Origin of the sequence: Sphingobium sp. IP1 (assembly GCF_002708645.1) — a bacterium.
In the GTDB taxonomy this organism is placed as follows: Bacteria; Pseudomonadota; Alphaproteobacteria; order Sphingomonadales; family Sphingomonadaceae; genus Sphingobium; species Sphingobium yanoikuyae.
This window is the reverse complement of record NZ_NOIW01000023.1, coordinates 42,236-66,953: the sequence shown is the minus strand read 5'-3', so window position 1 is coordinate 66,953 and position 24,718 is coordinate 42,236. Positions and strand designations below refer to the sequence as shown.

Annotated in this window: 24 protein-coding genes, 1 tRNA gene and 1 riboswitch; of the genes, 19 read left to right on the top strand and 6 right to left on the bottom strand. The window is 60.1% G+C overall.

From position 1 onward, the window contains the following. Positions 1-5: 5 nt before the first annotated feature. Positions 6-443 carry a DNA polymerase III subunit chi gene (locus CG471_RS10650; RefSeq protein ID WP_099231852.1) on the top strand — a complete coding sequence of 146 codons (438 nt, stop codon included), beginning with the start codon at positions 6-8 and terminating at the stop codon, positions 441-443. Positions 444-556: 113 nt separating this feature from the next. Beyond that, the gene (ndk, locus tag CG471_RS10645; RefSeq protein WP_004210674.1) at positions 557-979 is read left to right on the top strand and encodes a nucleoside-diphosphate kinase; all 423 of its coding nucleotides are present in this window, start codon (positions 557-559) and stop codon (positions 977-979) included. Between the two features lie 299 nt (positions 980-1,278). Here ndk and CG471_RS10640 read toward each other — a convergent pair whose 3' ends face one another. Further along, positions 1,279-1,917, bottom strand: coding sequence for a hypothetical protein (locus tag CG471_RS10640; RefSeq protein ID WP_099231851.1), 639 nt, complete (start codon positions 1,915-1,917; stop codon positions 1,279-1,281). A 4-nt stretch (positions 1,918-1,921) separates the two neighbouring features. Beyond that, the gene (locus CG471_RS10635; protein ID WP_083575487.1) at positions 1,922-2,596 is read right to left on the bottom strand and encodes a glutathione S-transferase family protein; all 675 of its coding nucleotides are present in this window, start codon (positions 2,594-2,596) and stop codon (positions 1,922-1,924) included. A gap of 83 nt (positions 2,597-2,679) precedes the next feature. Continuing rightward, a riboswitch (TPP riboswitch) is annotated at positions 2,680-2,789 on the top strand. Positions 2,790-2,818: 29 nt separating this feature from the next. On the opposite strand from CG471_RS10635, the gene CG471_RS10630 reads away from it, so the two are divergent. From CG471_RS10630 to CG471_RS30130, 5 genes are all read left to right on the top strand, one after another. Further along, complete coding sequence (locus CG471_RS10630; RefSeq protein ID WP_099231850.1) at positions 2,819-5,113, top strand: TonB-dependent receptor; 2,295 nt, start codon at positions 2,819-2,821, stop codon at positions 5,111-5,113. Positions 5,114-5,115: 2 nt separating this feature from the next. Further along, positions 5,116-6,258 (top strand): phosphotransferase enzyme family protein, encoded by a 1,143-nt coding sequence (locus tag CG471_RS10625; RefSeq protein WP_099231849.1) that lies wholly within the window; start codon positions 5,116-5,118, stop codon positions 6,256-6,258. Further along, positions 6,258-6,824 carry a nicotinamide riboside transporter PnuC gene (pnuC, locus tag CG471_RS10620; RefSeq protein WP_099231848.1) on the top strand — a complete coding sequence of 189 codons (567 nt, stop codon included), beginning with the start codon at positions 6,258-6,260 and terminating at the stop codon, positions 6,822-6,824. Before CG471_RS10625 ends, pnuC begins: the two co-directional genes overlap by 1 nt. A gap of 553 nt (positions 6,825-7,377) precedes the next feature. Further along, positions 7,378-8,340, top strand: a complete 963-nt coding sequence (locus CG471_RS30135) for a hypothetical protein (RefSeq protein ID WP_143560182.1) — start codon at positions 7,378-7,380, stop codon at positions 8,338-8,340. Between the two features lie 2 nt (positions 8,341-8,342). Beyond that, entirely contained in the window at positions 8,343-8,963 is a 621-nt protein-coding gene (locus CG471_RS30130; protein WP_143560181.1) for a hypothetical protein, read from the top strand. Positions 8,964-8,985: 22 nt separating this feature from the next. Here the strand turns inward: CG471_RS30130 and CG471_RS10605 are convergent, their stop codons facing one another. Next, positions 8,986-9,564, bottom strand: a complete 579-nt coding sequence (locus tag CG471_RS10605; RefSeq protein WP_099231845.1) for a recombinase family protein — start codon at positions 9,562-9,564, stop codon at positions 8,986-8,988. A gap of 373 nt (positions 9,565-9,937) precedes the next feature. On the opposite strand from CG471_RS10605, the gene CG471_RS30125 reads away from it, so the two are divergent. From CG471_RS30125 to CG471_RS10595, 3 genes are all read left to right on the top strand, one after another. After that, a complete protein-coding gene (locus tag CG471_RS30125; RefSeq protein WP_143560180.1) occupies positions 9,938-10,114 on the top strand; it encodes a YjzC family protein in 177 nt (58 codons plus the stop codon). Positions 10,115-10,536: 422 nt separating this feature from the next. Further along, on the top strand, positions 10,537-11,013 hold the full coding sequence (locus CG471_RS10600) for a hypothetical protein (RefSeq protein WP_099231844.1): 477 nt from the start codon (positions 10,537-10,539) through the stop codon (positions 11,011-11,013). Further along, on the top strand, positions 11,010-11,348 hold the full coding sequence (locus tag CG471_RS10595; protein ID WP_099231843.1) for a hypothetical protein: 339 nt from the start codon (positions 11,010-11,012) through the stop codon (positions 11,346-11,348). Before CG471_RS10600 ends, CG471_RS10595 begins: the two co-directional genes overlap by 4 nt. 835 nt (positions 11,349-12,183) lie before the next feature. Here the strand turns inward: CG471_RS10595 and CG471_RS30955 are convergent. Together CG471_RS30955 and CG471_RS10590 are read right to left on the bottom strand one after the other, a co-directional pair. Next, on the bottom strand, positions 12,184-12,345 hold the full coding sequence (locus CG471_RS30955; RefSeq protein WP_218964246.1) for a hypothetical protein: 162 nt from the start codon (positions 12,343-12,345) through the stop codon (positions 12,184-12,186). A gap of 539 nt (positions 12,346-12,884) precedes the next feature. After that, the gene (locus tag CG471_RS10590) at positions 12,885-13,085 is read right to left on the bottom strand and encodes a hypothetical protein (protein WP_099231860.1); all 201 of its coding nucleotides are present in this window, start codon (positions 13,083-13,085) and stop codon (positions 12,885-12,887) included. Positions 13,086-13,215: 130 nt separating this feature from the next. Here CG471_RS10590 and CG471_RS10585 point away from each other — a divergent pair, with 130 nt between their 5' ends. Continuing rightward, complete coding sequence (locus CG471_RS10585; protein WP_099231842.1) at positions 13,216-14,397, top strand: site-specific integrase; 1,182 nt, start codon at positions 13,216-13,218, stop codon at positions 14,395-14,397. 53 nt (positions 14,398-14,450) lie between these two features. Here CG471_RS10585 and CG471_RS10580 read toward each other — a convergent pair. Continuing rightward, positions 14,451-14,524, bottom strand: a tRNA-Cys gene (locus CG471_RS10580). A gap of 190 nt (positions 14,525-14,714) precedes the next feature. Between CG471_RS10580 and CG471_RS10575 the strand changes: the two genes are divergently transcribed. From CG471_RS10575 to CG471_RS10540, 8 genes are all read left to right on the top strand, one after another. Further along, complete coding sequence (locus tag CG471_RS10575; protein WP_004210712.1) at positions 14,715-15,347, top strand: protein-L-isoaspartate O-methyltransferase; 633 nt, start codon at positions 14,715-14,717, stop codon at positions 15,345-15,347. Between the two features lie 10 nt (positions 15,348-15,357). Further along, entirely contained in the window at positions 15,358-16,800 is a 1,443-nt protein-coding gene (locus CG471_RS10570) for a TolC family outer membrane protein (protein ID WP_063976333.1), read from the top strand. Positions 16,801-16,869: 69 nt separating this feature from the next. Continuing rightward, the gene (locus CG471_RS10565) at positions 16,870-17,358 is read left to right on the top strand and encodes a DUF2497 domain-containing protein (RefSeq protein ID WP_004210714.1); all 489 of its coding nucleotides are present in this window, start codon (positions 16,870-16,872) and stop codon (positions 17,356-17,358) included. A gap of 141 nt (positions 17,359-17,499) precedes the next feature. After that, positions 17,500-19,560: a S9 family peptidase gene (locus CG471_RS10560; protein ID WP_099231841.1), complete on the top strand. Its 2,061-nt coding sequence runs from the start codon at positions 17,500-17,502 to the stop codon at positions 19,558-19,560. Positions 19,561-19,615: 55 nt separating this feature from the next. Continuing rightward, the gene (locus CG471_RS10555; RefSeq protein ID WP_007709553.1) at positions 19,616-19,831 is read left to right on the top strand and encodes a hypothetical protein; all 216 of its coding nucleotides are present in this window, start codon (positions 19,616-19,618) and stop codon (positions 19,829-19,831) included. Next, positions 19,828-20,451 carry an AAA family ATPase gene (locus tag CG471_RS10550; protein WP_099231840.1) on the top strand — a complete coding sequence of 208 codons (624 nt, stop codon included), beginning with the start codon at positions 19,828-19,830 and terminating at the stop codon, positions 20,449-20,451. The genes CG471_RS10555 and CG471_RS10550 overlap by 4 nt, the downstream gene beginning before the upstream one ends. Positions 20,452-20,511: 60 nt before the next feature. Then, positions 20,512-23,211: a valine--tRNA ligase gene (locus CG471_RS10545; protein ID WP_099231839.1), complete on the top strand. Its 2,700-nt coding sequence runs from the start codon at positions 20,512-20,514 to the stop codon at positions 23,209-23,211. Between the two features lie 44 nt (positions 23,212-23,255). Beyond that, positions 23,256-24,707, top strand: a complete 1,452-nt coding sequence (locus CG471_RS10540) for an MATE family efflux transporter (RefSeq protein ID WP_099231838.1) — start codon at positions 23,256-23,258, stop codon at positions 24,705-24,707. The last annotated feature ends 11 nt before the right edge of the window (positions 24,708-24,718 follow it).

Genomic DNA, 24,718 nt, shown 5'->3' with positions numbered 1-24,718 from the left:
AGCCGGTGCAGGTCGACTTCTACCAGCTGAGCCGCGATCCCGTGGAAGGGGTGCTGCCCGCGATCGCGGCGCGCATCCTGGACATGGGCGCGCGGCTGCTGGTGGTGGCCGACGAGCCGGAACGGCTGGCCCGCATATCGGCGGGCCTGTGGGCGGGGCCACCCGAAAGCTTCCTGGCCAATGGCCTGACAGGCGACGGGGTGGACGCCGCCCAGCCGGTGCTGCTGGCGCAGGATTGCGTCGCTGCCAATGGCGCCAGGCATATCGCGCTGGCGGACGGAATATGGCGCGAGGAGGCGCTGGGCTTCGATCGGGCCTTCTATTTCTTCGATGCGGACACGATCGACGGCGCGCGGGCCAGCTGGCGCGCGCTCAGCAAGCGCGAGGGCGTGACCCCGCGTTTCTGGCGGCAGGAAGGCCGCAAATGGGTGCAGGGGCCGTGAACGCCCGGAAATAGGGACTTCTACCAAGCCCTCTCGCGCCCCTCTTGCGAAGTCATCCGGCCCGGTCTAAAGGGCGCGCAACTTTATTCCAACAATCCGGAGTTATGAGGGCCATGGCCGTCACGCGCACTTTTTCGATCATCAAGCCCGACGCAACCCGTCGCAACCTGACCGGCGCCGTCACCAAGATGCTGGAAGAAGCCGGCCTGCGCGTCGTCGCTTCCAAGCGCATCCGCATGAGCCGCGAGCAGGCCGAAGGCTTCTATGCCGTTCACAAGGAACGCCCCTTCTTTGCTGACCTGGTCGCCTTCATGATCTCGGGCCCGGTCGTCGTCCAGGTTCTGGAAGGCGAAAACGCCGTGACCCGCAACCGCGACATCATGGGCGCCACCAACCCGGCCAATGCCGACGCCGGCACCATCCGCAAGGAACTGGCCGAATCGATCGAAGCCAATTCGGTCCATGGTTCGGACAGCGAAGAAAATGCCGCGATCGAGATCGCCTATTTCTTCAAGCCCGAAGAAATCGTCGGCTAAACCCGACACCCGTCCCCGGACGAGCAAAAGGCCCGGCGCTCCCGCAAGGAGCAGCCGGGTTTTTTGTTGGGCTGGGGGTGATGGATTTGGGAGGTTTCCCGCCATTCCTCCCCGGTACGGGGAGGGGGACCATTTGCGTAGCAAATGGTGGAGGGGCACAGGCCGGATAGCGCGGCGTTAGAGTGCGCCTGCCCCTCCGTCAGCGCTTCGCGCCTGTTCAATGGAGACGCGTGTCTCCATTGAACTCCCCGTGCCGGGGAGGAATGACCCCGATTGGTCGATGTTTCGAGCGTGCGGCTCTAGCCTTTCGTCTGGCGGGCCCAGCGGGCGTCGATCTGGGACTGGGCGCTGGCGCCCTGGGCGTGGCTGACCAGGGAGAGTCCGCGCAGGGTCAGTTTGTGGCCGGACAGCCATTTGCCGGCGATGCCATAGCCGATGTCGTAGACGGCGGAATCGCTGTGGGTGTCGCCATTGACGACGAACTGGGTGACGATGGTCACCGGCAGTTTCTCGTCGCCGATGCTGTCGTCGGGCAGCTTGGCGGCATTGCGCGCCTTTTTCAGCGCATCCTCGAACCAGCCGGCCTCGATGCGCGGTTCGCCGGTCGTGTCGACCGGGGCGATGCCGAGCGCCCTGGGGAAATGGATGGTTTGGCTCTGCACCAGCTGATCGGGATCGGCGGGCTTGAGCGTCAGGCGGCTGTCGCCATCGGCCGCGGCGTTGAGCACCAGCCGGGCGGCGCGGGCGGAGGCCTTGCTGCTTTCGGCGGCCTTGCTGGCGCGCTCGTCCTTCTTGTCGGCCCAGTTGAGATAGAGGGTGAGGGCGGAGATCAGCACCGCCGCCACTGCCAGCAACTCACCCAGCGTAATCCAGCGACGGCGGATGCGGGCGGCTTCCTCCTTGCGGGTCTCCTGCTTGGTCTCCGGGCTGTCGCTCATCGGGTCAGGCCGTCTGGGGCGGGACTTCGAACTTGTCGATCACCCATTCCTCCGCCTGCGCCTCGCCGATCCATTCCTGCATCCAGGGATGGGCGATGATCGCGCGCATATAGGCTTCGGCAAAGCGGGCGACCGGCAGCTGATAGGTGATGAAGCGGGTAACGACCGGCGCGAACATCAGGTCGACGGCGCCGAACTCGCCGAACAGGAAGTCGCCCTCGCCACCATAGCGGGCGCGGGCCTGGGCCCAGAGCTGCATGATCCGGCTGATGTCGTGGGCAACGGCCTCCGACGGCGGGACCGGATCATAGATCTGGCGGATGTTCATGCTGTGCTCGCGGCGGAGCGCGGCGAAGCTGCTGTGCATTTCGGCCGCCATCGAGCGGGCCATGGCGCGGGCACCCGGATCGGTCGGCCAGAACTGGTCGCCCCCGGCCTTTTCATTGAGATATTCGACGATGGCCAGGCTGTCCCATACGACGATGTCGTCGCCATCCCACAGGATCGGCACCTTGCCGGAGGAGGGGGCGAACTCATCGCCCTCGCGACGCTTTTCCCATTCCTCATCATAGAGGGGGACCACCACTTCCTCGAACGGAAGGCCGGAGAGCTTGCACGCCAGCCAGCCGCGCAGCGACCAGCTCGAATAGGCCTTGTTGCCAATGAACAGCTTCATCATGGCCATGTCTTAGCCGGGCGGGCTTCGATAAGTCGAGAGCCGATAGAGAGGGCTTTCCACTTCGCGTCGAAACGCCTAAGGGGCGGCCATCCCCGGGGGGCCGCTCATGCGCGGCTGAGAGGTGGTCAGCAGACCACGACCCGCTGAACCTGATCCGGCTGATACCGGCGTAGGGAGGGCAAGGCGGCAGGTCCGTCGTCCCTCCTGTGGAGTGGACGTGAGATGAAGACTGCCCGATTGCCCCATGTTGGAAGCGCCTGCCTGACGCTGGCCCTGCTGATGATTGCATCGCCCGTAATGGCCGAGGATGAACTGGACCAGTCGACCAATATCCAGGTCGTCGGCCATCCCGACCCCGAAGGCTTGCTGCCCGATCAGAGCGCGCCCAAGGCGGTCAGCGCGATCTCCACCGACTTCATCATCAAGCAGGCGCCGACGCTCAACGCCTTCCAGCTGGTCAACCTGTTGCCCGGCGCCAATGTCTCGTCCAGCGACCCCTATGGCCTGTCGGCATCGTCCAGCCTGACGCTGCGCGGCCTGGGTCAGGACCAGATCGGCGTGCTGATGGAAGGCGCGCCGCAGAACGACATCGGCTATTATTATGCCTATCCCTCCCAATTCGCCGATGCGGAGAATGTGCGGCAGGTGATGCTGGCGCAGGGCGCGGCAGACATTGACTCGCCGGTGGTGGCGGCGGCCGGTGGCCTGTTGTCGCTGACGCTGGATGATCCCAGGGCGGAGGCGGGCGGCCTCGTCAACCTGTCGGTCGGTTCCTATGACGAGCGGCGCGTCTTTGCGCGGATCGACACGGGACGGATCGGATCGACCGGGCTGAAGGGCTTCATTTCCTATTCCAACAACCGCGCCGACAACTGGCGCGGGGCGGGCCATGACCAGCGCCAGCATATCGATGCCAAGCTGCTGAACGAATGGGGCGAGGGCAACCGGGCGAGCATCGCCTTTTCCTTCAACGACGCCAAGACATCGACCTATCCCAGCCCGAGCAAGACGGACTGGGAAGCCTCTGGCCGCGGCTATAATTTCGACGAGACCTATAGCGAGGGGAATACCAACTACTGGCGCCTCTATCGCGCGCCGTTCCGCAATTTCTATGTCGCGGCGCCTGTCCACCTGAAGCTGAGTGACATGCTGAGCTTCGACAGCAGCGCCTATCTGCAGATGGGCCATGGCAATTCGCCCTATGGCACGCAACTGGCCACCACCGGCAATTATCTGGGCACCGAGGAACTGACCCAGCCGATCGACCTGCCCGGCGCGGTCGATGGCGTCGCCACGGTGCTGGGCAACTGGACCGGCAAGCAGTTCCGCGTCGGCGACGTCAGCAAGCTGACGCTGCAGGCCGGCGCGCATCGGATCGTCGCAGGCCTCTGGTTCGACTATGGCACTGATCGGGTGACGCAATCCTATACGTCGATCGATGCCGATGGCCGCCCGGTCGACCAGTGGGGCTATCAGGACAAGGCAATCCGCACCGCCGACGGGCGGCTGCTCGCCTATGAAAATCAGCGCACGGAGACGGTCACCAAGGGCTTCTTCCTGGCCGACAGCATCGCGGTGACGCCGAAGCTTGGCATCGACATCGGCTTCAAGGGCGTCAACCTGCTGCGCAACGGCCGCAACTATCTGCCCGGTCCGCAGTCGACGGTGCGGATCGACAGCTTTGCCGCGCTGCCGCGGGCGGCGATCCATTATCAGCTGGACGACCGGCAGCAGCTGTTCGCGAACATCACCACCAATTTCCGCACGCCCAACGAGTTTGCGCTCTACAACAGCTATTATGGCGGCGAACTGGTGAGCCTGGGCACCGACGGCCTGAAGAACGAATATTCGCTCTCGCAGGAACTGGGCTATCGCTATATCGGCCCCAGCCTGTCCTTCTCGCTGACCGGTTTCCATTATCATTTCCGTAACCGCCAGGTGGCGACGGTGATCGACAGCGGCGGCGCGCTGGTCAATTCGACCATCAATGCCGGCAGCCAGAGCAGCTATGGCCTGGATGGCGAGATCGACTATCGCCCGGCCAAGGGGATGAGCATCTATGCCTCGGCCGAATATCTGCACACGCGGCTGAACGACGATCTGGCGATCAACGGCGATTATCTGCCGACCAGGGGCAAGCGGGCGGTGTCGGCCCCCAGCTTCCAGTTTGCGCTGGGCAGCACCTATGATGACGGCCGGCTGTTCGGTAGCAGCGCGCTCAAATATGTCGGCCGCCAATATGCGACCTTCATGAATGACGAAAGCATCAAGGGCTATGCCACGCTGGACCTGTCGGTGGGCGTGCATCTGGCCGGGCTGATCGATGCGCAGGTGATGGACCTGCGCATCAACGCGATCAACGTCACCAATCCGCGCGTCCTGTCGGGCGTCTATGCGATCAGCACCAATGCGCAGGACACGGTCGGGCGCAACGGTACGCTGATCGCCGGTTCGGCGCCGACCTATTATGTCGGCAGCGCGCGCGCCGTGGTGGCGACGCTTTCGCGCGCCTTCTGACGATGAGCGCCGCCGCTTCGCATCTGGTCCATGGCATGGGGCTGGCGCTGGAGGCGCCGGCCTGGCCGGCGATCACGGTGGACGAGGCAGCGGCGGTGCTGGACCATTTCCCCGATGCAGGCCGGCTGGCGGCGCTGGCCTGGCATTCGCCGCGCCCCTTTTCGGCGGCGGCGCTGATCGAGACGGATCGCGGCCCGCTGTTCCTGAAGCGGCATCACCAGCGCTTGCGGACGCCGGCGGCGCTGGCCGAGGAGCATCGCTATATGGCGCATCTGCGCGGTGCCGGGCTGGCGGTGCCCGATGTGCTGCGCGCGGCCGATGGTGCCGGCGCGATTGCGCTGGGCGAATGGAGTTACGAACTGCATCGCCAGGCGCCGGGCATCGATCTTTATCGCGATCGCCAGTCCTGGACGCCATTCCTGTCGCCCGATCACGCCTTTGCGGCTGGTGTCGCGCTGGCGCAACTGCATCGGGCGGCAGCCGGTTTCGATGCGCCGGCACGCGGAGCGCATCCGCTGGTGTCGAGCTTCACGATCTTGCCCGCCGTTGATCCGCTGGCCGCAGCGGACGCCTATGTCGCGGCGCGGCCGGCGGTGGCGGCCTTCCTGGCGGACATGCCCTGGCGGTCGGAACTGGCGCGGCTGTTTGCGGCGCTGGGGCAGGGGCTGGCGTCGCGGCTGGCGGAGCAGCCTGCGCTCTGGACCCATAATGACTGGCATCCTTCCAACCTGCTGTGGTCGGCGGAAGGGGCGGTCAGCAGCATCTTCGATTTCGGCCTGTCGACCCGCAGTTGCGCACTGCATGACCTGGCCACTGCGATCGAGCGGACGGCCATTCCCTGGCTGGCGCTGGAGGACGGGCAACTGTCCGAGCCGGCGGATGTGGATGGCGCACTGGCCTTGCTCGCGGGCTATCGCAGCGTCCTGCCGCTGGCGCCCGCAAAGATCGACACGCTGCTGCGCCTGCTGCCGCTGGTCCATGTCGAGTTCGCCCTGACCGAGATCGACTATTTCTTCGGCATATTGGCCGATCACGAAGGGGCGATGCTGGCCTGGCAAGCCTATCTGGTCGGCCATGCCGACTGGTTTCTGTCGGGCGAGGGGCAGGGCTTTCTGGCGCGACTCCGTGAGGGGGTGGTGGCCTGATGTCTATGCTGGAGATCGTCGCTGTCATCATCAGTTTCCTCGGCATCTGGCTGACGGCGCGGCGGCATCTGCTGTGCTGGCCGGTCAACCTGATGGCCTGCGCCCTGTATGCCAAGCTGTTCCTCGACGTGCGCCTCTATGCCGACATGGTGCTGCAGGGGCTGTTCGGCATCGCCATCGTCTATGGCTGGATCGGCTGGGCACGGGGCAAGCGCGACGAGGGCGAGGTACGGGTGGTGCCGCTGCCGCCGATGCGGGCCGCCAAGGGGCTGGCGCTGGGGGCGCTCTGTGCCGGTGCGATCGGCTGGTTCACCCATCATTATACCGATGCGGCACTGCCCTGGATGGATTCGGCGCTGAGCAGCTTCAGCCTGGTCGCCCAATATTGGACGGCGCGGCGCCATGCGGCAAGCTGGCTGCTGTGGATCGCGGTCGACATCTTCTATGTCGGGATGTTCGCGTTCAAGGGCCTGTGGCTGACGGCCGGTCTCTATGCCGCGATGATCGGGCTGGCGGTGCTGGGCTATTGGCGCTGGCGGCAGGCGATGCGTCGCAGCGCAGCCTGAACAGGGCTGCTGCCTTGAGTCGGCAGGGATCGCTTCTATCTGGAAAATGGAGGCCCGAGCCGGAATCGAACCGGCGTGCAAGGATTTGCAGTAATTGCAGGATCGATTCCCGGCTATTCCCGAAAAGTCATTAAATATAATAAAAACAACGCTTTAAAGTCTTTGAGCGGCCGGGGGCGTTTCCCGCGCATACCCCTGAAAGCCCTTAAAATCCCGACATGATTACACCAAAACTACACACGATTTTGAAGGGGTAGGGCGTTCGCCGATTTGATTTGGCAGGCGCGCGGCAACGCCCATCTAGCAGAGGCTGGACACCCCGCCATGAGGTCGTCACTTTACAGCATGTCCGAACAGATTGCCCGTATCCGCATCACCCTTGACGACACGGGAGAGAAGAGAGGCGTTAGGCGCCATACGGCGCCACAGGACGCCTAGGAGTGGCTACAGAGGCGCTATCACTAAGGCGGCAGTGGCAGCCGCTCTTTACCAGTAATTGTCGTTGCTTGATGGTCGCTTCGTAGGCTAGCTATGACGGTTAAGCAAAGACTGAATGGTAACCGTTGGGGCAATTATGTTTCTCGAAAAGAACTCTCGATTTTTTCGCCGTTATCATTTTAGTTTTAAGCCGAAAACTAAGTTCGCACCAGCGCTCCCTCTTGTCGCCAGCGATAAGCACTACTCGATCAAGGACGCCCTCGTCAGAGCTAGAGCCAACAAAGTCGCTCAGGCGGTCCAGCCTAATGGCGACCTTGTCGAACTCGTCGCTATACGAGACGATGACAAAAATGGCGTTTTGACCCTGCTGTTTCATCGATCAAGCCCATCTGCCGCTGATCCATCTTACCGGAAGTGGATCAAGGATAAGTTGGCGGTTCGACAGGCGACGAAAGAGACCGACGAAGAGCAAGCTGTTTCTGCACATATGGTCATTCGTTCCAAGCCATCTAGTCCAATGACATATGATTTTGCCTTGGAAGAAATTCCTGGCCTAAGCATTAGCGTCATAAAGCCAATTTTTGGAACGGTGCTGCGAGGATACGAATATCCATATGAAGATAAAAAGGGAGAAGACAAAGAGACTTATACCATAGTAAAGTCTAATGGAATAAAAGCTGAAGGTTTAGATAGTGCTCTCAAAAAGAAGGGTTCTATAAATTATATAAACCTCGTTAGAACTAATATACCGGATGCGCCTGACAGTGACGGCATTGCTGAGCCGCAAGTCGAGCGTATAAAGTATAAGATCGTCGGTGATCCTAGTAGTCCTGAGTGGAATGCAAAATTGCGCAAATTCATCGGGAAAGTGCGCAGTGAGGATTGGGACGACGTTTATTTAGAGCTAAGCCTTGATGATGATCGCCACCGCACTGTTAAGGTCGATAGGGAGGACGAGGCGGCGGAAATTCTGTTCGTGAGATCGGAGCAGGTCGCTATAAAGACGGAGCTAAAGCCCTGCACCCAATCGATCATCGATGAAATAGTTGATGCAGCAAGAACGCTGTTGATTAAATAGCTATGAAGAGATTTTTGGAGGCGCCGCTTCGCTATCTTAGGCTGAGGTCGGAAGCTGGCCGCCTTATCTGGCTGCAAGATGTTTTTGCCACACTTGCCTTAGTAGCGATTGTAACCGCACCATTCGTATTGGTGGGCAAAGCAAATTTCATTCATAAAGATGGATTTGTTGACAAAATCGGTAGCTTTTCGTCTGTTTTGACGGGGTTTTATGTGGCGGGACTTGTTGCTGTCGCTACATTCCCACGCCAAAAAAATGGTCTAGATGCCGTTATTAATTTCGGAAAGATTAAGCTATCCACCAACGATGGATGGGAATTTCTAACTAGGCGAGAGTATATATGCTCTTTGTTTGGTTATCTTTCAACAATATCTTTATGCCTAACTGTTTTTTCAATAATATCTATTATAATAACATCATCTCTTCCAAACTTTAGTTTTGTTAAATTTGAATTATTGTCATATACCGTATCTATAGATAGAAAGTTTATCAGGTTAATCGTAATGATATCTGTAAACATTCCGATATGCCATTTGGCGGTTAGCACGTTTCGCGGGCTATATTATCTAATTGATAGAATGTATGCTCAATCGCCGACAATTAAATCCAAAATGGACGAATGAGTATTGTAGCGTTCTGAGGATTCTATTCTCTCGAACAGTATCTTTTTACCGTAGCATCCGACAAACCAAACTGCGCTGCTGTCTTCCTAATGCTAGCTTTATTGTCTTTACGCCACTGCGCGACATGGGCGGCATCAGCAGCGAACGGACGTCCTAAACTAACCTTCCCCCTATGAGTGCGTCCGGTAGCAGCGAGAGAGGCTCTAGCAGCCTCTCTACCAGCATCGCAGCGCTCCTTGATCCTGTTCCGCTCCATATCTGCGATCTGGGCGAGAACGGCTACGATCAGTTCGCCTACACCCTTACCGATAGGACCTAGGCCAAGAACGTCTACGGTAACACCCTTGGCGATCAGTTTGCGGACGGTTGCCTGTATATCGAGGGCGTCACGGCCTAATCTGTCGATGGCAGCGATATGAACCACATCATTCTCGCGGGCATAGGCGAGCAGGGCGGCAAAGCCCGCTCGATCAGCAGCCAAGACCGCACCAGATACGCCTTCATCTAAAAACTCTTTATCGAACGGTCCCGGCAAGGATGCGCGCTGAGCGTCGATGGTCTGCGTATCGGTTGAACAACGCAGGTAGGCCAGCTTCGACATTAGAACTCCTTCGACTCGCTCATAAGATATCTATATAATATTGAGCTAGGTCAGATATGCAAGAAGGTATCTAATAAGCTATGCAGGATGCCGGGGAAGAGGTTAGCCCAACACTTAGAACTTCTGCGCTAGGTGATCTTTGACCGGTCGATGTCTTAGAAAATGCCCCGACGCACCACTCCGGAGCATTCACTGTTTTATCCTCAGAACGACCTATCCTCACAAGGAAGGAAGGTGGCTTGATGACAGTTTTCGTCATTAAGCTGAGAGGTCATTTACCCTATTGCGCGAATCAATAATTCGTCCATGATGTGCCTACCGGTTAACGTTGGCACAATATGTTGTGCATCTGCCGGTAGAAAGGAGATGCACCATGAGTAAAACGTTCAAGCCGGGCCAAGAGGCCCCGCGCTCTGGTCAATATGAAATCATTGGGCCACGCGGTGGGCACACTGGTTCAGAACGCACGGTCACGCGGGGCGAACCAATGCCGCCCACGCCGAAATCGGGCATGAGCTACAAGCTGGTCGATCCAACCAAGCACAAGTGATTTGAAAACGCTGCGGTGCGACACGACCCGGTTAGTTCCTAACTACGGCCAGCTGGCGGTGCTTTCAGCATAAATCCAGACGCTGGAACCAGTTCATATCTGCCGGTATCAAAGATCAAGCCAAAGCTAGGGAAAAGGCGGCACGGAAGTGTCGCCTTTTTTGTGTTCCCCACCGAAAATAGGAGGGGCATGAAGTGCATTTACGACAAGCTTTTGTTTTGCCATGAGGAAGGGGCAGTCCGGTGAGTCCCGGCTGTGGGGCGTCGTAACCCCTATGTCACAAGTCCGGTCGAGTTTCTCGGCCGGGTGGCTGTCGCACATGTCCAAGGCTTTGCCCAAAAGCGGCAGCGCCTTGTGCTTGTGCAGGGTTACGAACGCCCGGCTTTTGCCGGGTATGCCTCCGAACTAAAATGGGGGCATCAATGGATCAGGCTACTACACCTGCTAACAAACCTTCCAAGCTTCTCTATTGGGGCGCTGGCGCTGCCCTTTGGGCCGTAGCAGCGGTGATGATTGTAGGCTCTTACAAGGCCGATAACAGGCCTGCACCCGCCGACCTAGCAGCAGTCGATCAAGCTTTTGCAGAAAAGGCCATGGCTAGCGCGCGGGACGCCATGAAAGACCCGACATCGGTTAAGTTTAAGGACGTTACCGCCAGCGCGAGGGCCAACTGCATGTATGGCCAAATCCTTGGGCGCAACAGCTTTGGGGCATATACCGGTTATACCGGGTTTGTATGGGCCAACGGGAAAACGCTGATCGATCCGGGAAAGGTCCAATCGAATGTCATTATCGATAATGTCGGGGACTTCATCAGCTATTCCAAGGCTCGCAGTGAGTGCATGGCGACGATGCCAATAGGTGATGGATACGCTCCATTGACGATCCCGGCAGCATGAAAATTCGGCGATATATCCTTGCGTCTATCGCGACCATTTGTCTGGCAGTTCCGACTTTCGCTAACGGGCCTTTAGCTGTTCTGGCAGACGGGAAAAAGCATAAGCTTTCCTACCAAGGGGATACCTTCAAAATCCGATGGAAAGGCGACCAGATATCGGTCGATCGGATGGAAAAGTTCGGAAAGAACAACACCAGCCCGCAGGTTCGTGAATCGATGCGCGAGGTTGCCCGGCGGGTGACAGGTTGTGCGCTTAAGGAGGAGTTCTACACATTTATGACCTTCCGATTGGAAGCGACATTGGTGTGCAGCCCCGCCGATCAGCGCACGGATTAACTGATGAATATTCCTATGTTTAGAGATATTTAGGTATATTTAGTCCTGACGTTAATATCCGGGTTAAAATCTGATTGCGCAACGTTAACTGTTATACTCAATTAACACACAAGCTATGCCGGATGCCCGATTTCCCTGCGCTGGTATAGCAAATCAGCAGGTTGGTCGGACTGTTGGATGGGAAAAGCTGCCTCCAAAACTAAATCCTCACCCCGATCGACCATAGAGATTGCATTTTCCTGAGTTATTTGATACAATTTACTCAAATGACGACAATTAACTTGGCTAGATCGTCTAAACTTCCAAGCCAAATGCCACCTGCAAGGCTCATTAGTTGCAGAGCTTCACAGATTGTTAGCAACCTCTCTTGCGAAGGTTAGTAGCGATAATGCTATTAGCTGATGTGCAGTAGGCCTACTGTCTTTGATCCTATTACCCGTAATTCTTGTAGCGGGTAACAAGTTACATTCTTTGGGGAACTTAGAGGCCGTAAGGCTGACCTCCTACCCTCCTGCGAGTAGATATAGCTCAACGGAACAACTCAAACAGTTATGGGCTGATGCTATCGTCCTAGTGCATTCACTAGGGTATCATACACGGTGTGGCTACCGTCCTCTCCTTTCAAGGGAACAGGCAAAAGGCATTTGAGCTATATAGGAATGTGTAAAAGAGATATCGGGTGCAAGAATCCGCGTAACATACTAGCTTATGGTAGATTGGTTATAATTAACCCATAAACCTTTAACTAGTATCACCCTAGCGGAGGATGAGTTGTATCCGCAATTATTATCGGATAGTATGACACGGTAAGATACCATGCCATACCAAGACACCTCTATTTTACGTCAGCAAGCCCTCTCTCAAGCCGCTTCATGGTCCTTCTCATGGTATCCCTTATCTCCATATAATCAAGATCACCCATAAGGTAATCTTTAATAGTGTCTACCGCGTCATCGACGAGGGATATAAGGTGCTCTATCTTCTCGCTACTGTCCATGTGTTCAATTCCTTAAATTCGTTTCGATAATGAGGTCAGTTCCCGGGTGCGCTAACCTCATTCCTGTGTAAGGCTCACCGCTCATTGCATCTATGGGTTGGGTGTCGCCGATATACATGCCGGGGCGGTGAAGCTGTTGAAGGCAATGGAATATTTGCGATCTTGAGCTTCGGGTTGCCGGTCGGAATGCTGTTGCGGGCATGGCATGGCAGAACATGCTCTAATTTGCCCGGAGAGGGGTCGTAGAGTGCGAACGTGACGGTCAGGCTGCTACGTGGCGCGATGGAGTAGAATCGCTTCTGTGGGCTTCTCTATCCAGTAAAAATCTCCCCTTCGTCTTAGGGTCATGCCGGCCAGCATTGCGGCAGTCGTCAACGCCTTTTCGGATGATATGTGTAATACGCTCGAAATCGTTCGTCTTACCGCTCCACCGGGGCGCATAAGCGTAGCAGATTCAAATATCTTGCGCAGAAACGTTGCTTCGGACTGCGGAATTGGTGGGCCGGCATAGGACGACGGCACCATTTTCGGCTTTCTGCTCACTGGCATGTCTCCCCGCGAACGAACGCCTGTAGATCGGCGAGATAATAGAAGCGGCGGCCTGCAACTTTGACGCTGCGCGGGCCTTTGCCGCTCAATCCGTAGTTGGCTAAGGTCTTCGGTGAAATTCCAATGTAAGCGGCAGCATCCAGTCTGGTTAGACGGAAGTCCGGCGTCATCTTTATATCGATATTTTCCAATTTTGACTCCATTTGTGTAGACAGGGAATCGAATCGATGCCCGTCAATGGAGTTGATATGTCGAAAGCATTAGCGGAAAAACCGTTACTGGCGGAGTTTGTTGCATATATTATTAGGAAGCGACTTAATTATGTCTCTTAAATTCTTTATTCTGAACCGTAATGCTATCAAGTCTCTTGGTATAGGTTCTAAGTTGACTGAGCATGGTATTGTTGTTGAGCGGACGCGGGCAGGGGATATCGTGTATCGCATTAACGTGATGGTCGATGGTCAGCGCATTCACCGCGTCATCGGTAGGGAGAGCGATGGAGTCACGCGGACAGATGCGGACGAAGCTATTGCGGCGCTGCGGACTCGCGCAAGGGAAGGGCGGCTGGACCTGCCTAAAGGCAGGAAGACCCATCGTATGTTTAGGGAGGCCGCGCGGGAGTATCTCGCCCTCTTGGAAGAGACAGGCGGCAAGAATCTTGTTCCGAAGCGGAGGCATCTGGCGACCGGCCTTGCAGAGCATTTCGGTAATGTTCGGCTGGATCAGATAACCGAGCTTATGGTCCGCCAATATCAATCGAAGCGGACAAAAGAAGGGGCGGCGGTTGGAACCGTCAACCGTGAGCTTGCGACATTGCGCCACCTTCTAAATTCTTCTGCGCGTTGGGGCTGGATGCCGAAGGGTAGCGTGGCCCAATTTAAGCTCGCGGTGGAGCCGCAACAGCAAATGTTTGTGCTGACCGATGAACAGGCCGCTGCCCTAATGAAAGCTGCTCATGGGGATCAGGATGAGCGTTGCTGGCTCTTTGTCGCATTCGGCCTAGGCACTGCCATGCGTCACCGTGAGATATTGAAGGTTCGATACGATCAGATCGATTTTGATAATCGGCGGATATTCGTTCCAGATGCGAAGGCCGGAGAGAGGGAGCAGCCTATCACAGAGGCGTTGGTTGCGGCGCTCCGTGCGCAGCAGCGAAAAGAGTTGGACCCGGCTGGTTGGGTCTTTCCTACTATGATCCCCAAGCAGGCAAATGCAGGCCATAGAACCAATATGGCAAGGCAGTTCGCTCGTAGCGTAACGCGGGCTGGCCTCGACGTTGACCGCGTTACGCCCCACACGATGAGGCGCACCGCTATCACGAAGTTGGTCAAGGCTGGGGTGGACCTGCCGACCATCCAACGAATCAGTGGGCATAAGACGCTCGCGATGGTGCTGCGATATGTGAATGTCCATGGAGGCCACATAGACCGGGCTATGAGTGTCTTGGATGATGCTGGCGGCATCGCTACACTAAAACTACACAAAGCTCAGATTGCCGCTTAGCATCGATGGCTGACTATTTGTGATTTTATCTAGTAAAATCAACAACTTGTAGTTGGAGGCCCGAGCCGGAATCGAACCGGCGTGCAAGGATTTGCAGTCCTCTGCGTCACCACTCCGCCATCGGGCCTTCCGTGCGGTGGAGGCGGCAAATGTCCGCCTTTGATCGCAAAGTCAAGCGCGGGAAGGCGAACAATCCCAAGAATCTCGCTCTCCATCGTGGAAAGCCGCTTGGCGCGGGGGAAATGCTGATTTAGAGGTCCGGTAATCCCCTAAGTGTATTGCATTGCCAATACAGTTGTGCCAAGCGAGGAACTATCGTGACCGAGCAGAACTTTTCTTCGATGCGGACCGCCATGGTCGAGAGCCAGCTGCGCACCAGCGCCGTGGACGATCAGCGCGTGATCGCCGTGATGGCGAAGGTGCCGCGCGAGGACTATGTCCCCGCCGAGCGCCGGGCCATGACCTATGTCGATCGCCCGATCCCGCTGGACGGCGACCGTGCGCTGAACCCGCCGCTGGTCACTGGCCGTCTGCTCAAGGAAGCCGATGTCCAGGCCGGCGAGAAGGTGCTGCTGATCGGCGCCGCGACCGGCTACAGCGCGGCGCTGCTCGCCGAGCTGGGTGCGCAGGTGACGGCAGTCGAGGTCGAGGGTGGCGCGGAGATCGCGGTGCCCGGCGTGACCGTGGTGCGTGGCCCGCTGGCCGCCGGCGCATCGGCCGGTGCGCCCTATGATGTTCTTTTCATTGACGGCGCGGTGGAGGAAGTCCCCGCTGCGCTCGTCCAGCAGCTAGTCGATGGGGGACGGGTGGTGACGGGCGTCGTCGAACGCGGTGTCGCTCGCCTGTGCAGCGGCCGCGCGGTGGCGGGCGTGCTGGGTCTCGCCAGCCTTACCGACATGGAAATGGTCGTGCTTCCCGGTTTCGCCGCGCCGGAGCAGTTCGTTTTTTGAGACAGGATAGATGACAGCAAAGCGTATGACCCTTCGGCGCCAAGCCGCTACAGCCTTGCTGTTGCTATCCTCCTCCATGGCAGGGGTGGCGCATGCCGAAACCCTGCAGGGCGCGCTGGCCAAGGCCTATCGCACCAACCCGACCCTGACCGGCGCACGCGCCGGTCAGCGGGCGACGGACGAGAATGTCCCGATCCAGAAGGCAGCGGGGCGGCCCACGGCCAATTCGCAGCTCCAGTTCCAGGAACTGGTCATCCGCCCGTCGAACAGCTTCCTGGCGCCGCATCGGTCCGCCAGCGCCAGCGGCAGCATCGATGTGCCCATCTATTCCGGCGGCACCGTGCGCAACAGCGTGAAGGCGGCGGAAACGCGCGTCGAATCGGGCCAGGCGAATCTGCGCGGGACCGAGGCGAGCGTGTTCTCGCAGACGGTCGCCGCCTATATGGATGTGATCCGCGATATCGCGCTGGTGTCGCTCAATGCCGCGAATGTGAAGGTGCTGGAGGTCAATCTCCAGGCGACCAACGACCGGTTCGAGGTCGGCGATGTCACTCGCACCGACGTCGCCCAGTCCGAATCGCGTCTGGAACTGGCCCGCTCCGACCTGCAGCGCGCCGAATCCAACCTGATCACCAGCCGCGAAAATTATATCGCGATGGTGGGCGAGGCGCCGGTCGATCTGGAATCGCCGCCCGCTCTGCCGGGTCTGCCGGCCGATCCCGACAGCGCCGTGCGCGTCGCGCTGGCCGATAATCCCGATATCCTGGCTGCGCAGAAGTCGCGTGAGGCCGCGCGTTATGACGTGAAAGCGGCCAAGGGTGCGACGCTGCCGACCCTGAGCGGTTTCAGCCAGGGCAGCTATACCGACTATATGGACAAGGACATTGCGGCCAACAAGCAGGCGGCCGTCGGTGCGACCCTGACCATTCCCTTCTACCAGGGCGGTCGCCCGGCCGCACAGGTGCGCCAGAACCAGGCGCTCGAGTCGCAGGCGATCGAACGGCAGATCGAGGTCGAGCGCGGCGTGATCTCGCAGGCGCGCGCCGCCTATGCCGCGTTGCAGGCGTCGCTGCGCACGATCCAGTCGAGCCAGAAGGCGGTCGATGCCGCCGAACTGTCGCTGGAAGGCGTGCGGGCGGAAAATTCGGTCGGCAGCCGCACCATCCTCGACATCCTCAATGCCGAGCAGGAATCGCTCAACGCCAAGGTCGAACTGGTGACCGCGCGCCGCAATGCCTATGTCGCCGGCTTCACCCTGCTGGCCGCGATGGGCCATGCCGAGGCCGATGATCTGGGCCTGGAGAGCGGCACCCTCTATGACCCGATGGTCAATTATGACCGGGTCGAGGGCAAGTGGTTCGACTGGGACTATGACGGCAAGCCGCAGGCGGTTTCGACGCGTACCGTTGACACGCCGGCTCAAAACGCCAAAGTCGATGCCGCGCAGCCTTAACCGCTTGTTAACCTGAACAGGTAATCTTGGCGGAATAGGTGCGGAATGAAATTTGGACGGGAATTATCCATGGGTGACATGACCAAGGAACCCTCGATGGAAGAGATACTCTCGTCCATCAAGCGGATCATCGCCGAAGAGGGCGAGGATGCCGTTCAGGCCGCGCCGCAGCGCCGCCAGAAGACCCCGATCGACCTGAGTGCCGCGTCCCATGCGGTGATGTCGGCCGAGGTCGAGGAAGTGCTGGAACTGACCGACGAGATTCCGGTGGAGGAAGTGATGCCCGCGCCCAAGTCGACCCGCGCCGTGAAGGCTGTGGCCCCGTCCGAATCGGACGGCGACTCGATCCTGTCGGTGGAAAGCGAAGTGGCCGCGCGTCATTCGCTCTCGGCCCTGTCCACCATGCTGGTCAGCCCGCGCGAGGGCGAGGACAATACGCTGGAGGCGCTGGTCCGCTCGATGCTGCGGCCGATGCTCAAGGAATGGCTCGACGCGCGCCTGCCCGCGCTGGTCGAGGACATGGTCGCCAAGGAAATCTCCCGCATCACCGGCCGCTGAGGCCGACAGGCCGGCGATCGCGCGCCGGCCTCTTGCCGGGGGCGTAAGGCGCGCCTAGACCACGGATCATCTCATCGACGCGCCCGGCCGTGCATCGCATGCGCCGGCACGCCGTGTTTTCGATCCGAAGGTGATTTTTCCATGAAACATATCCTGCTTGCCGGCCTTGGCGCACTGGCCCTGTCGCCGATGCTGTCGTCTGCGCTGGTGGCGCCGGCGGCTGCCCGTCCCTTCACGCCCAATGACATGGTGTCGCTGGACCGGGTGTCGTCGCCGACCGTGTCGCCGGACGGCAAGTGGATAGCCTATCAGCTGCGCAGCACGGATCTCGCCAATAATCGCGGCCGCACCGACCTGTATCTGCTGGCGATCGACAAGACGGGGCAGGCGCCCCGGTTGATCGCGTCGGTGCCCGACAAGAATGAGGCGTCGCCGGTCTTTTCGGCCGACGGCAGCGCGCTTTATTATGTCTCCAACGCCAGCGGTGACGACCAGTTGTGGCGCGCGCCGATCGCGGGCGGTCAGCCGGTGCAGATCAGCAAGGCGCCCGGCGGCATTTCCGGCTTCCTGCTGAACCCCCAGGGCGACAAGGTGGCGCTGTGGGCCGACCGCCCGGTCGGTGCGCGCACGATCGACGATGTGCAGGCGCCGACCCCGCCGAGCGCGGGCAGCGGCCGGGTCTATGACCAGCTGTTCGTGCGCCACTGGGATACGTGGAGCGACGGCCAGCGTTCGCAGATCTTCGTCATGCCGGTCGCGGGCGGCAAGGCGGTGTCGGTGATGGGCGGCCTGGTCGGCGACAGCCCGTCCAAGCCGTTCGGCGGAGCGGAGGAACTGGCCTGGAGCGCGGATGGCAAGACGCTGTTCTTCACCCTGCGCGAGGCGGGGCGGATCGAGCCGCTGTCGACCAACCTCGACATCTTCAGCGTGCCGGCCGACGGCAGCGCAAAGCCGGTCAACCTGACCGACGCCAATGACGCGACCGACACGATGCCGGTGGTGTCGCCCGACGGCAAATGGCTGGCCTATGCCGCGATGAAGCGGCCGGGCTATGAAGCCGATCGGCTGGTCCTGATGCTGCGCAACATCGCCACCGGCGAGACGCGCGCGCTGACCGAGGGCTGGGATCGATCGGTCGGATCGATCGCCTGGGAAGCGCATGGCAAGGGGCTGCTGGTCACCGCCAATGACGTGCTCGACAATCCGGTGTTCCGGGTCGATGCCGCATCGGGCAAGGTGACGCGCCTCACCGAAAAGGGCCATGCCGGTAGCGTCGTGCCGCTGCCCGATGGCGGTTTCGTCTATGCGCTGGACAGCATCCAGTCGCCGGCCGATTTCTGGAAGATGCCGGCGAAAGGCAAGCCGATGCGCCTGACCAACGTCAACGCGCAGAAGCTGGCCGGGGTGGACGATGTCTCGGTCCAGCGCTTCAGCTTCAAGGGCGCCAATGGCGACACGGTGTGGGGGCAGATCGTGAAGCCCATGGCTGCCAAGGGCAAGCTGCCGGTCGCCTTCCTGGTGCATGGCGGGCCGCAGGGCAGCTTCAACGACAGCTGGTCCTATCGCTGGAACCCCAAGGCCTTTGCCGCCCATGGCTATGCTGCGGTGATCGTCGATTTCCATGGCTCGACCGGCTATGGCCAGGCCTTCACCGACGCGATCAACCAGGATTGGGGTGGCAAGCCACTCGAAGACCTGAAGCTTGGCCTGGCCGCGGCGGCGGCGAAGGACGCCAATGTCGACGCGGGCAATGCTTGCGCGCTCGGCGCCAGCTATGGCGGCTATATGATGAACTGGATCGAGGGGCAGTGGGCCGACGGCTTCAAGTGCATCGTCCAGCATGACGGCGTGTTCGACGCCCGCGCCATGGCCTATGAGACCGAGGAACTGTGGTTCGACGAATGGGAGCATGGCGGCCCTTATTATGAGAAGCCGGAGGAGTTCGAGAAATGGAACCCGGTCAATCATGTCGCCCAGTGGAAGACGCCGATGCTGGTCGTGACCGGCGAGAAGGATTTCCGCATTCCCTATACCCAGGGGCTGGCCGCCTTCACCGCGTTGCAGCGGCGCGAAATTCCGTCGCGCCTGGTCGTCTTCCCGGACGAGAATCACTGGGTGCTGAAACCCAAGAATTCGCTGCAATGGTATGATGAGGCGCTGGGCTGGCTGGACCAGTGGACCGGCGCGGCGAAGGGGAAATGATGGGCTGAACCACGAGGCTCTTTCACTATAGCAGGTCAATTGTTATATCTTGGATATGGCGACGCAGCTGATCGAACTGGTTGATGGCCCTCTGGATACAGGGAAGCCCAGCAAGCCCAAATTTCGGACCGTTCGGAAGGATGGTCAGATCGTGAAGCTGCGTATCGTCGATGCCGATGGCCCAAATTTCAGTGCCGACCTCACCGCGTCGTTCCAGGCGAATATTCGTCGTGCCCGTAAGGAAAATCGCGAGATAGAGAACGATAGTTGATCAACAAGGGAACAGCGCGTCCACGATTATGGATTGTCGCTGGTCCCAACGGGTCAGGCAAGAGTACCGCTTACGGTCGCAATGACCTTGTCGGATTTGACGGCTCGGTATGGATCATCAATCCAGACCTGCTGACTGCCAGGTTGCAGAAAACTGAAAAGCTGCCTTTGCTTGATGCCAATCTCGCAGCGGTTCAGCGCATTGAAACATGGCTGGATGCCTCGATCAGGGTGCATCAGACCATTGGCGTTGAAACCGTATTGTCCAGCGGAAAGTATCGGCGATTGGTCGAACTGGCACGCAGCCATGATTTCGAAATCCACCTGATCTATGTTTTTCTGGATAGCGCCGAGAAGCAATTGAAGCGCATCAAGCAGCGCGTCGCTAAAGGCGGGCATGACGTCCCGGCCGACAAGGTCCGATCGCGACGAGAGCGGTCGTTTGAACAGCTTTCCTGGTTTTTCTACCAGGCAGACAGGGCGTGGGTATATGATAACAGCGGTGCAGAACTCGAATTGGTTGCGCAAAAGGGGGATGGCAAAGTTCGCGTCAAAGCCGATGCCATTCCCGAACTCTTGAAAGCGTTATTGCCGCCCGCAATGTTGGATGACGCCACATAGTTTGGCTCTGACTTCTGGGCGCTCTCTTGCGTGTCGTGCGGCAGGCGTTAAAGCGCGATCATGACCGAACTGCCCAAAACCTTTGACCCCGCCGCCATCGAGACCCGCTGGTACCAGCATTGGGAGGCCAATGGCCTGTTCCGCCCGGACCGTCCGGGCGCCGAACCCTTCACCATCGTCAATCCGCCGCCGAACGTGACCGGCAGCCTGCATGTCGGCCATGCGCTCGACAATACGCTGCAGGACATCGTCGTGCGTTACGAGCGGCTGCGCGGCAAGGATGCGCTGTGGGTGGTCGGCACCGACCATGCCGGCATCGCGACCCAGATGGTGGTCGAGCGGCAGCTGAACGCGGCCGGGCAGAAGCGCACCGATTTCAGCCGTGACGATTTCGTCGCCAAGGTGTGGGAATGGAAGGCGGAAAGCGGCGGCGCGATCACCAGCCAGCTGCGCCGTCTGGGCTGTTCGATGGACTGGGCCAATGAGCGCTTCACCATGGACGAGGGCTTTTCCAAGGCCGTCATCAAGGTGTTCGTGGAGCTGCACCAGCGCGGCCTGCTCTATCGCGACAAGCGTCTGGTCAATTGGGACCCGCATTTCCGCTCGGCCATTTCCGACCTGGAGGTCGAGACCAAGGAAACACAGGGTGGCTTCTGGCGCTTCCGCTATCCGCTGGCGGACGGCGTGACCCTGGCCGATGGCAGCGACCATATCGTCGTCGCCACCACTCGCCCGGAAACCATGCTGGCGGACATGGCGATCGCCGTGCATCCCGACGATGCCCGCTATCAGGCGGTTATCGGCAAGGAGATTCTCCAGCCGATCACCGGCCGCCGTTTCAAGGTGGTCGCCGACGAACATGCCGATCCGGAACTGGGTTCGGGCGCGGTCAAGATCACGCCAGGTCATGACTTCAACGATTTCGAGGTTGGCAAGCGCGCGGGCATGAAGGCCGCGGACATGCTCAACATGTTCGATGCCGACGCCAATGTCGTGCAAACCGCCGACGGCCTGATCCCCGATCGCTTCCTGGGGCTGCATCGCTTCAAGAAGGACGGCGTGGACGGCGCGCGCGAGATCGTCGTCGCCGAAATGAAGACGCTGGGCCTGCTGGTGCCACATGTCACCAAGAACAAGGAAGATGAGGAGGTCGCCGCCGATTTCGAGCCGCGCACGATCCAGACGCCGTTCGGCGACCGGTCTGGCGTGGTGATCGAGCCCTGGCTGACCGACCAGTGGTATGTCGACGCCGGCAAGCTGGCGGTGGCGCCGATGCAGGCGGTGCGCGACGGCCGGATCGAGATCGTCCCCAAGAGCTGGGAAAAGACCTTCTTCAACTGGATGGAGAATATCCAGCCCTGGTGCGTGTCGCGCCAGCTCTGGTGGGGCCACCAGATCCCGGCCTGGTTCGATGACGAAGGCAATGCCTATGTCGCCGAGACCGAGGAAGAGGCGCAGCTGCAGGCCGGCAACAAGAGGCTGGTCCGCGACCCTGACGTTCTCGATACCTGGTTCTCGTCCGCCTTGTGGCCGTTCGGCACGCTGGGCTGGCCGGAACAGAGCGAGACGCTCAGCCGCCATTATCCCAATGACCTGCTGATCTCCGGCTTCGACATCCTGTTCTTCTGGGATGCGCGCATGGCGATGCAGGGCATGGAGTTCATGGGCGATGTACCGTGGAAGAAGCTCTATCTCCATGGTCTGGTGCGCGCAGCCGACGGCCAGAAAATGTCCAAGTCCAAGGGCAATGTGGTCGATCCGCTGGGCCTGATCGACAAGTTCGGCGCGGACGCGTTGCGCTTCTTCATGGCGGCGATGGAAAGCCAGGGCCGTGATGTGAAGATGGATGAGAAGCGGGTCGAGGGCTATCGCAACTTCGCGACCAAGCTGTGGAACGCGGCGCGCTTCCTGCAGGCCAATGGCGTCACCGCCTCGACCAGCCGCGAAGCGCCGCATGCGACACTGCCGGTCAATCGCTGGATCATCGCCGAAACGGTGGCGACGGTGCAGGCGATCGACACCGCCATGGCCGAACTGCGCTTCGACGCGGGCGCCAACGCCATCTATCACTTCGTCTGGGACCAGTATTGCGACTGGTATATCGAACTGACCAAGGGTTCGATGGATGACGAGACGAAGGCGGTCGCCGGCTGGGCGTTCGACCAGATCCTGGTCATGCTGCACCCCTTCATGCCCTTCATCACCGAAGAGCTGTGGCAGCTGACCGGGCAGCGCGCGCAGGAACTGATCGTAGCCGAGTGGCCGGTCGCCCTCTATGAGGTCGACACCGATGCACAGGGCGAGATTGACTGGCTGATCCGTCTGGTGAGCGCGATCCGCACCGCGCGGACCGAACTCAACGTGCCGCCGGGCGCCAAGCTGCGCATGGTCGTGCGCGATGCGTCGGAATTGACGCGCGGTCGGCTGGATCGCCAGGGTGCGGCGCTGGCGCGCCTTGGCCGGATCGAGAGTCTGGCCTTTGGCGAGGATGTCGCTGGCGGTGCGGCGCAGATCGTCGTCGACGAGGCGACCTTCATCCTGCCGCTGGAAGGCGTGATCGACATTGCGGCGGAAAAGACCCGCCTCGAAAAGGCGCTGGCAGCGGCGGCCAAGGAACGGGATTCGCTGGGCGGTCGCCTGTCGAACCCGGCCTTTGTCGAGAAGGCCAAGCCCGAGGCCGTGGCCAAGGCGCGCGAGGACCATGCCGAAAAGACCGCCGAGGCGGAAAGGCTGAAGGCGGCACTGGACCGGCTGGGCTGAGCCGCCTAGCCTGCGCCGCAATCGGGGATAAGGGGTAAGGGCGAATGGCAGCAGGGGCACAAGGGGCGCGGGACCTGACACAGGGGCCGATCGCCTCCACCTTGCTGACATTCGCCATCCCGACGCTGGCGTCCAATATCCTCCAGTCGCTGAACGGATCGATCAACGCGATCTGGGTCGGTCGCTTCCTGGGGCCGCAGGCGCTCGCCGCGACGGCGAACGCCAATATCATCATGTTCCTGATGTTCTCCGTCGTGTTCGGCTTCGGCATGGCGTCGACGGTGATGATCGCGCAGGCGGTCGGCGCGCGCGACATGGATGCGGCGCGGCGGGCCTTCGGCTCGGCGGTCGGCTTCTGCTTCCTGCTGGCCATGGGCGTCGCGGTGGCGGGCTGGTTCGGCGGGCCGGCGCTGCTCCATCTGCTGGCGACGCCGCCCGAGGCGTTCGACATGGCGCTGACCTATCTGCGCGTCATCTTCGTCGCGATGCCGGCCTCGCTGCTGAGCGTCATGATGATGATGGGGCTGCGCGGCACCGGCGACGCGCGCACGCCGTTGATCTTCATGATCCTGTCGGTGGCGATCGACCTGGTGCTCAATCCGGTGCTGATCCTGGGGCTGGGGCCGATCCCGGCGATGGGGATCGGCGGTTCGGCGGCGGCAACGGCGGCGGCGGGTTTCGTCAGCCTGATCGCGCTCGTCATCTATACCTATGCCAAGGATCTGCCGTTGCGGCTTCGCGGCGCGGAGCTTGGCTATCTCAAGCCCGCGATGGACGAGATGCGGGTGCTGTCCACCAAGGGCCTGCCGATGGGCCTGCAGATGATCGTCATGTCGACGTCCGGCCTGGTGATGATTGGCCTGGTCAATCGCGAAGGGTTCCTGGTGACGGCGGCCTATGGCGCGGCGCAGCAGATCTGGACCTATCTGCAGATGCCGGCGATGGCGATGGGCGCGGCGGTCAGCGCCATGGCAGCGCAGAATATCGGGGCGGGTCGATGGGACCGGATCAGCCGGATCACCGGCTATGGCATATCCTATCTGCTGGCCATCACCGGCGCGATGGTGGTCGTCATCCTGATCTTTCATGAAGCGCTGCTGGCGCTGTTCCTGAGCCATAACCAGGCGGTGATCGATGCGGCCTGGAACATGCAGTTGCTGGCGAGCTGGAGCTTCATGCTGTTCGGCTGCACCATGATCCTGTTCGGGGTGATGCGTGCCAATGGCGTGGTGGTGGCGCCACTGCTCATCCTGGTCTTCACCCTCTTCGCGGTGCGGCTGGGCTTCTATTATCTCGCCTATCCCCGGATCGGGGCGGATGCGCTGTGGCTGAGCTTCCCGGTGGGGTCGGCGGTGTCACTGACGCTCGCGGCTCTGGTCTATTGGCAGGGCGGCTGGCGCAAGGCGAAGCTGATGGTGCCGATGCACGAAGAGGAATGCCGCGAGGCGGTGCATAGCGAGACTGAACCTGCCGGTCGGATCGCGCCGACCGGCTGAGGCCGAGGCGT